We start from the raw sequence: 7,846 nt of genomic DNA on the forward strand, positions 1-7,846 counted from the left end.
TTTACCTTTACACATGATCAATCCCTGCCTTCTTGGCCGAATGACGATCTAGCCGTTCTCGAAGCTCCAGCAGATCGGCCAGGCGAAACGGCGCGCGGCCGGCCGACGCTTCCAGGAAGGCATCTGGAGGCAGCACGTCGGTCAAATTGGTCGCAAAAGAGCGCTGTGTTCCATTACCGTCGAAATAGAACACCCGATCCGCGCTCCAGTTTTTACGGCGCTCAAGGAGCTCATAGCGCGTCCCGCGCAACGGATGGAAAGGATGGGTTATAGTGAACCAGCCACTCTCATCCTTGGGATCAGCTGTAGTTGATGGTGCTCGACAATAACCTCGCCGAGAACTCCATGCGTCCGATCGCTATCGGATGCCGCAACTGGGTACACGTAGGCAGTGCAGAAGCTGGACCATATGTGCCTGCCATCTTTTCTATCGTTGAGAGCACTCGATCGGCACAGGCAAGGCAGCTAACTCTACACGAGCGCCACTGCTTAATTCAAAGCAAAAACAAAATGTCGAAACCCGCTTCCGCAAATGGATTACTCGGGTACGGGCAACGATGAGACAACAACCAGAGATGCGGGGAGCAGCCACATCAATTACTCGCTTGAGACCTAAATGAACACACACTCGATATGACGGTTCAGCAAGTAGAGGCTATCTCCCATCAACCTTTCACTCGCCAGGGAATAAAATGACAGCCATTCATGTGCGAGTTCGCTGACAAAGGAGATGTTTACTAAGTTCGGCCTACCGCACCCACATTGACCAGAGCGGTTGTTCCCACCATTCAGGGGATAGAAGAATCTGTCTTATGAGGTGTTCAATCGTGTGTTCCCCATCCACAGCGGACTAAGCAAAGGAAACGGAGCCATACATCGTATGGGCTTTCAGCGAAAGTCAGAGGATCAGTTTCAAGAATGCCGGCAGACTTATCATCTCTCGCCGGTCGCAGACACGGCGTGGCTGCGACATATGGGTATCGAGACGGAGCAGGCTTTCAACGGACATTTTCTCACTACCGTCCGGAACTCGGTGTTCCTTCAGCCCGACATTAGGAGAGTCTCTTTCCGGAGTGTTGCAACAGTTCCACCCAAGTCATCCGTTGTGACTTTGCCGGGGACATGCATCTAGTAAAGGCAGTTTCGTCTCCCATGCGAGCCGGTCATTGGCTCGCGTTGTGAATTCAGCTGGCCTTTCAACTCGCAGACTTTGACTCATCAGATCAAATTATCACGCGTTCAAGATAGGCCTCGCAGCTTCGCAACCGGGTTTCCAATAGTACCGCTTCCTGGATGTCACGCTGCACTCAAAGCCTGGAATCGCCGCCTGGGGGGTAGGAGTTTTGGTGTTCATCCTCCGACGCGGTTTGGGTGGCAGAGGTCTATGGGGTAGATGTCGTGGGCACAATAAAGCACACTACCTGTTCCCATGTGTTGACTCGCCGGTCGTTCGTTATGACGATATTATGGATGACGTAATCCTTGACCTGGTTATGGGACTGTCGCGATCGCAGTGGGCCTTGAGCGGAGTGCATGCCCCGCAGTTCCTCTGTTCCACGTTGATCGCTCGCACTTAGGTTTTGCGGAGTTTGAGTGTGGATGCTCATCTCTCGCATGCTGTTCTGTGTAGTCTTACGAGCCCCGGCTGGGGTTGGAGGCATTTCGCCCATGCATCTGAAGTGTTCCGCACATCGTCATCCCTTGAAGCAGCGCTATCGACTCCGCATCAAGGGTTTCTGTCTGGCCCCGCTGGCATTGATCCTTCCTCTTGTCGCGCAACAGGGGCCGATCAACAAGGCTCCGGATATTACCAAGGTGCCGACGCTGTATGTGGTTCCTTATGCGCACCTGGATACGCAGTGGCGTTGGGAGATGCCGCAGACGATCAGCGAGTATTTGTTGAAAACGCTGAAGGTGAACTTCGACTACATCGACAAGTATCCGCACTATGTCTTCAACTGGACGGGGTCGAATCGCTATCGGTTGATGAAGGAATACTTCCCCGACGATTATGCGCGGATGACGAAGTATGTTGCGGCGGGGCGGTGGTTCCCGGCTGGGTCTTCTGTGGAAGAGGGTGACGTCAATCTGCCGAGTGCGGAGGCAATCTTCCGGCAGGTTCTGTACGGCAATGACTACTACCGTAAGGACTTCGGCAAGGCGAGCAATGAGTACATGATTCCGGACTGCTTTGGCTTCCCTGCTTCGCTGCCGGCGATCCTGGCACATGCGGGGGTGAAGGGATTTTCGACGCAGAAGCTGAATGCGGAGTGGCAGCCGGCGCCGAAGATTGGCGGACCTGGGTCGCCCGAGCAGACTCCTGAGGGGATCCCGTTCAACGTGGGGATTTGGGTTGGGCCGGATGGGAGCAAGGTGATTGCGGCGCTGAATCCGAGCAGCTACAACAGCAATGTCTATACCGATTTGAGCAAGGAGAATCCGCCGCTCCCAATGCCTGTGGTGTCACCGGAGGAGATGGCGACGTTGACCTTGCAGCAGAAGAACCTGCTTACGCGGAACCGGGTGCGGAACAATGAGCCGAACTGGGTGAAGCGTATCGATCTGGACGGCAAGGTTACTGGGATCTTTGCCGATTACCACTATGTGGGCACCGGGGATATCGGCGGAGCGACGCAGGAGTTTTCGGTGAAGATGCTGGAGGCGATCGCGACCAAGGGCGAGACGGTACTGCCCCCACCTCCGCGGCCGAATTTCCTAAAGCCGGCGCCGACGCCGACGGAGAGCGTGCGCGTGGGCGAAGGTCCGGTGCATGTGATCGAGACCCAGGCCGACCAGTTGTTCAACGACATCAAGCCCGAGATGACGGCGAAGATGCCGTCGTACAAGGGTGATCTTGAGTTGATCAATCACTCGGCGGGTTCGTTGACCTCGCAGGCTTACCACAAGCGCTGGGTGATTAAGAACGAATTGCTTGCGGAGGCGGCGGAGGAGGCTTCGGTTGCGGCGGCATGGATGGGGGGCCGGGCTTATCCACAGAAGCGCATGAACGATGCGTGGACGCTTGCGCTGGGCGGGCACTTCCACGATACGGCTGCGGGGACGGCGACGCCGCGCGCGTATGAGTTCGCGTGGAACGACGACATCATCGTGGCCAACCAGTTTGCGGGGGTGCTGACTAGCGCCACCGAGGCGGTTGCCTCGGGGATGAATACGCAGGTGAGCGGGACGCCGCTGATTGTCTTCAACTCGCTTAACATCGACCGTGAGGACCTGGTGGAGGCGAAGGTACCGTTTACGGGTGCGGCTCCGCAGGCAGTGTGGGTGAAGGGTCCGAACGGCGAGGATATGCCGGCGCAGATGGAAGATGGCAAGGTGCTGTTTGTGGCCAAGGCTCCGTCAGTCGGCTTTGCCGTATACGACGTGGTTGCGGCTTCGGTTCCGGCGACCAGCTCGGTGCTGAAGGTGACGGCGAACACGCTTGAGAACGCGCGTTACAAGGTGCAGGTGAACGCGGATGGGGATGTGTCGAGTGTGTTCGACAAGAATTTGAAAAAGGAGTTGCTGTCGGCCCCGATTCGCATGGCCTTCTCAAACGACACGCCGAAGCAGTGGCCGGCGTGGAACATGGACTTTGACCAGGAGCAGGCGGCGCCAGTGAGCTATGTTGGCGGGCCGGCGAAGACTCGCATCAAGGAGAACGGGCCGGTGCGAGTGTCGATCGAGGTGTCGCGCGAGGCGATGGGATCAAAGTTTCTGCAGACGATCAGCCTGGCTGCGGGCGATGCGGGCAATCGCGTGGAGTTCGCGAACGAGATCGACTGGCGCAGCAAGGCGGTCAATCTGAAGGTGGCGTTTCCGTTGACGGCCTCGAACCCGAATGCGACCTACAACGAAGAGGTGGGGACGATCGAACGGCCGAATGCGACAGATCGTCAGTTCGAGACCTTCTCGCATCGTTGGATCGATCTCACTGATAAGAGCGGCGGCTTTGGCGCGACGATCCTGACCGAGGCCAAGAATGCCTCCGATAAGCCTGCTGACAACATGATTCGTCTAACCCTGCTGCGCACGCCGGGTCTGCAGCCTTCGAGCAACGGAGGGCCGGGACCGTACTCCGACGAGGCGAACCAGGACTGGGGACACCACGAGTTCTCGTTCGGGCTCATTGGCCATGCTGCGGGATGGCGTGAGGCGCAGACGGATTGGCAGGGGTATCGCCTGAATGATCCGTTGCGGGCGTTCTCGACGGTCAAGCACGCAGGCACTCTGGGCAAAAGCTTCTCGCTAGTTCATGTGAGCAACTCGCGAGTGCGCATACTGGCACTGAAGAAGGCCGAGGCGGGCGACGAGACGATTGTGCGGTTGGTCGAGTTGGACGGCAAGCCTGCACAGGATGTGCGCGTCTCGTTTGCTGCGCCCGTTAGTGCGGCGCGCGAGGTAAATGGGCAGGAGCAGCCGGTTGGCGAGGCGAAGCTGGCGGATGGCGCGCTGGTGGCATCGTTTGTGGGCTACCAGCCGAGGACGTTTGCGCTGAAGTTGGGCGCGGCCAAGGCGACCGTCGCTCCGGTCACTTCGCAGAGCGTCAACCTGAAGTATGACCTGGCGACGGCGAGCAATGACGACACCAAGACGGGTGGCGGCGGCATGGACGGCAAGGGCGATGCGTTCCCTGCGGAGATGTTGCCGGCACAGCTCTCGTTCCGCGGCGTCAACTTCAAGCTGGAGCCTGCGGCTACGGGAACGCCGAACGCGGTGGTCGCCAAGGAGCAGACGATCCAGTTGCCTGAGGGTAAATTCAATCGCGTCTATCTTCTGGCTGCGTCAGAGGGCGGCGACCAGGAGGTGGAGTTCCGCGTGGGCAGCAGGACGACGAAGGTCAATGTCCAGGACTGGAGCGGGTTTATCGGCCAGTGGGATACGCGCATCTGGAAGACCGAGGATCATCGTGATTGGGCGATCTCGGCCCATCACCCGGCATGGCCGGGTGACTTCAAGGCGCGTGAGACGGCTGTGCCTTCTCCTCGTTATCCGGACGACTACGCCGGGCTACGCGAGGGCTATGTGAAGCCGGCCGATGTGGCCTGGTATGCCTCGCACTATCACACCGCCGATGGGCTGAACGAGCCCTACCGGTACTCCTACCTGTTTGCTTATGCGATGGACGTCCCTGCGAACGCCAAGACCCTGACCTTGCCCAACAACGACAAGGTTCGTGTGCTGGCGGTCTCGGTTGCGAATGAGAACCCGACGGTGATGCCGGCGCAAGCTCTCTCCGATACGCTGAGACACTCAGCGCAACCTACCTCGCAGGAGCCGGCTCAGTAGTGGACCGGTAGTCGCCTCCCTGCTTCACCATTGCGACCATGCGGCTGACATCCTGCCGCATGGTCGCTTTTTTGCTGCTTGTCGTTATGCTGACTAGGGTGTCACTTTCAGAATTATCTGGCGTAGTCTTTCAGAGATATTTTGGCGTAGTCGTGGCTCTAAAAGGGCCGGATATTAGGGTAGGTTGTGAGCGCCTAGGCATTCACTAGAAAATCAGAGACTTAACCTAAACCGTAGTGGTAGCTCGCCCGTTGAGTGGGGAGGACCAGTGCCCACAGCCTCGATCAGTACGCCAAATTACCTCTGAAACATAGCGCCATTAGGCGATCAAAGCTACAGAGCAGCCCAATAAGCAATGTGTTTCCAATACTTGCTGCGGCTTACCGTGCTATGTTGTCCGTATTCTGAGACTGGCCCTAGTTGGCGGCCATCCTTGAGCTACGCTAAACTGGTAGGAAGAATTCCTACCAGAGGAGACCCATCTTATGGCATCCGTCGAGAAGATTAGCATTGCACTTCCTCCGGAGATGGTGGCCCTCCTGCGTCAGGCTGTCGACATCGGAGAGTATGCATCAAGCAGCGAAGTTGTCCGGGACGCTCTCAGAGACTGGACGCAAAAACGAAACTTGCGGCAACAAGGAGTCGAGGAGCTGCGCCAGGTGTGGCAGCAGGCGATCGAGGAAAGAAAACCGGGTGTGCCCGTTGAAGATGTTCTCGATCGGCTTGAGCGAAGATACCAGGCAATGGCCCTCGACGGGGTGTCGAGGGCTTCTTGATGATGATGATGATGACGACGACGATCAGCCGAAGAAGACCGCCGGGGAGACGTTGAACCACGCGGCTAGTTTGGCGATGTGATCCTTGTTGAGGTCCCGCCTCCCAGCGAACACCTGGGAGACGTTGCCTTCACCGCCGAAGATATCTGCTAGATCCTTCTGGCGGAGGCCATGGCTGTTCAAGAGGGAGCGGAGGACGGTGACAGGGTCGGCTGCAGGTACGGGGTAGTGCTCGGTCTCGTACTTCTCGACGAGGAGGGTGAGCAGTTCGATGGCCTCGTCCTCGGAGCGTGTGGTCTTGGCCTTGGATGTGAGGTGGAACAGAGCCTTCGTGTATACGGAGAGCTCTGCGTCCGAATGGATGACGTGGGGTGCTCCGCGCTTGATCGCCTCAACGGGGTTGGCTAGGGTTGCGGTTGTCATTTTCCAAACTCCTTATCCCAGTTGGCCTTGCTGTCGTACTGCTTATGCGTCAGAAAGGACCTGATGTACACGTGTCCCATAGTCTGCACGCCCTGCCGGTCGCGAGCGTAGTGGATGACGGTGACCAAGCGGTAGCGGTTGTGCCGGATGTTGAAGACAACGTAGCCGTCCACTGCATCCGCGTCGGGAAACGTCTTCTGCACGTCGATGAAGTCTGTCCACCGGGACTCCTTCACGATGAGGTGCCAGGCAGCTATCTCTTTGGCCGCATCCGGGTACTTCGTGGCAGCTACGTTCAAGTGCTTCAGGGTCACCACGTGCATGAGGACGATTATCTTTTCATTCTGAAAACTTGTCAAGTTGAAAAGATGGGGTCGGGCTCAGGGCGTGGTTGAGGGCGTACCAGGAAGTGCATCGACACCGGCAGGGGCGTTACGCCATATCCATGGAATTGGTCGGACGATACAAAATCTAGGGGGGATGACCTCTTGTGCATAAAAATACCCACGGGACCGATATCCACGCTAAATATTGGGGGTTACCCCCCTGGTTTCATGAACAGTTGGCTCGTTAGAGTCACCGGCTCCGGTGCACTTGCTGTGACGCCCGTGCACTTGGTGTGTCGTTTATGGCTATGGCGTAACGCCCGTGCACTTGGCGGATGCCTAGGGCCCTATTGCCAATTAGACCTTTTCGAGGGGTTGGGCAAAAATAGCCAGATTCAGACAATGGCAGCGCAGCGCCAGCACTTTAATATTTGAAGCCGATAAAGAAAGAGGTAAATTCATGAAACTAGGATTCGTTACAAAAAACAGCATTCGTTGGCCTTGTAGTCATAGGTTGCTTGACCTTCTTGGGCTTCTCCTCGGCTCAGGAAACGCCACGCACGATCAACATCGTGGCCAAGAGATTCACATATGAGCCGAACGACATCACAGTGAAGAAAGATGAGCCAGTGGTATTTAAGCTGACTACTAGCGATGTCACTCATGGACTCAAGTTCAAGGACCTCAATTTGGATATCAGAATTGAAAAAGGTAAGAACAATGAACTTGCCTTCACACCTACCAAGACTGGAGACTTTAAAGGACAATGTTCCGTGTTTTGTGGCCCCGGACACGGCTCCATGCGTCTGACGCTTCACGTCACGGAGTAAATTCTCCATCGGACATCGTCAGCTGAACGACGCGCTGGAAAACGATATCGACATTCTCAATCGCCGGATTGATCTGACACTATTGCTCACCCACTCCTTCTCATTGGACCGAATCCTCGACGCTTACACCCTGTTCAAGGAACAGCGTGACGACGTCCTGAAGGTGCTCATCAGGACAGAGCCAACTCATATCTGAACGGCAATG

Annotated in this window: 7 protein-coding genes; 4 read left to right on the forward strand and 3 right to left on the reverse strand. The window is 56.8% G+C overall.

Features of this window, described 5'->3' with window-relative positions; genetic code table 11:
- Positions 1-7 precede the first annotated feature (7 nt).
- Positions 8-271, reverse strand: coding sequence for a DUF5372 family protein (locus Q363_RS28985; protein ID WP_281176101.1), 264 nt, complete (start codon positions 269-271; stop codon positions 8-10).
- 41 nt (positions 272-312) lie between these two features.
- On the opposite strand from Q363_RS28985, the gene Q363_RS47085 reads away from it, so the two are divergent.
- From Q363_RS47085 to Q363_RS29000, 3 genes are all read left to right on the forward strand, one after another.
- Positions 313-561, forward strand: a complete 249-nt coding sequence (locus Q363_RS47085; protein WP_425387802.1) for an IS66 family transposase — start codon at positions 313-315, stop codon at positions 559-561.
- 1,107 nt (positions 562-1,668) lie between these two features.
- Entirely contained in the window at positions 1,669-5,286 is a 3,618-nt protein-coding gene (locus tag Q363_RS28995) for a glycoside hydrolase family 38 N-terminal domain-containing protein (RefSeq protein WP_035357681.1), read from the forward strand.
- 485 nt (positions 5,287-5,771) lie between these two features.
- Positions 5,772-6,062, forward strand: coding sequence for a ribbon-helix-helix domain-containing protein (locus tag Q363_RS29000; protein ID WP_035357684.1), 291 nt, complete (start codon positions 5,772-5,774; stop codon positions 6,060-6,062).
- 24 nt (positions 6,063-6,086) lie between these two features.
- Here the strand turns inward: Q363_RS29000 and Q363_RS29005 are convergent, their stop codons facing one another.
- Together Q363_RS29005 and Q363_RS29010 are read right to left on the reverse strand one after the other, a co-directional pair.
- Positions 6,087-6,485 (reverse strand): helix-turn-helix domain-containing protein, encoded by a 399-nt coding sequence (locus Q363_RS29005; RefSeq protein ID WP_051979491.1) that lies wholly within the window; start codon positions 6,483-6,485, stop codon positions 6,087-6,089.
- Positions 6,482-6,808: a type II toxin-antitoxin system HigB family toxin gene (locus tag Q363_RS29010; protein ID WP_035357686.1), complete on the reverse strand. Its 327-nt coding sequence runs from the start codon at positions 6,806-6,808 to the stop codon at positions 6,482-6,484. The genes Q363_RS29005 and Q363_RS29010 overlap by 4 nt, the downstream gene beginning before the upstream one ends.
- 512 nt (positions 6,809-7,320) lie before the next feature.
- Here Q363_RS29010 and Q363_RS29015 point away from each other — a divergent pair.
- Positions 7,321-7,641: a cupredoxin domain-containing protein gene (locus tag Q363_RS29015; RefSeq protein ID WP_035357687.1), complete on the forward strand. Its 321-nt coding sequence runs from the start codon at positions 7,321-7,323 to the stop codon at positions 7,639-7,641.
- Positions 7,642-7,846: the final 205 nt, after the last annotated feature.

Origin of the sequence: Edaphobacter aggregans DSM 19364 (genome assembly GCF_000745965.1) — a bacterium.
In the GTDB taxonomy this organism is placed as follows: Bacteria; Acidobacteriota; Terriglobia; order Terriglobales; family Acidobacteriaceae; genus Edaphobacter; species Edaphobacter aggregans.

Bases quoted from the DNA above. Each gene is read 5' to 3' on its own strand.
- Q363_RS29010 (WP_035357686.1), bottom strand. From the start codon at position 6,808: ATGCACGTGGTGACCCTGAAGCACTTGAACGTAGCTGCCACGAAGTAC.
- Q363_RS47085 (WP_425387802.1), top strand. From the start codon at position 313: ATGGTGCTCGACAATAACCTCGCCGAGAACTCCATGCGTCCGATCGCT.
- Q363_RS29000 (WP_035357684.1), top strand. From the start codon at position 5,772: ATGGCATCCGTCGAGAAGATTAGCATTGCACTTCCTCCGGAGATGGTG.
- Q363_RS29005 (WP_051979491.1), bottom strand. From the start codon at position 6,485: ATGACAACCGCAACCCTAGCCAACCCCGTTGAGGCGATCAAGCGCGGA.
- Q363_RS28995 (WP_035357681.1), top strand. From the start codon at position 1,669: ATGCATCTGAAGTGTTCCGCACATCGTCATCCCTTGAAGCAGCGCTAT.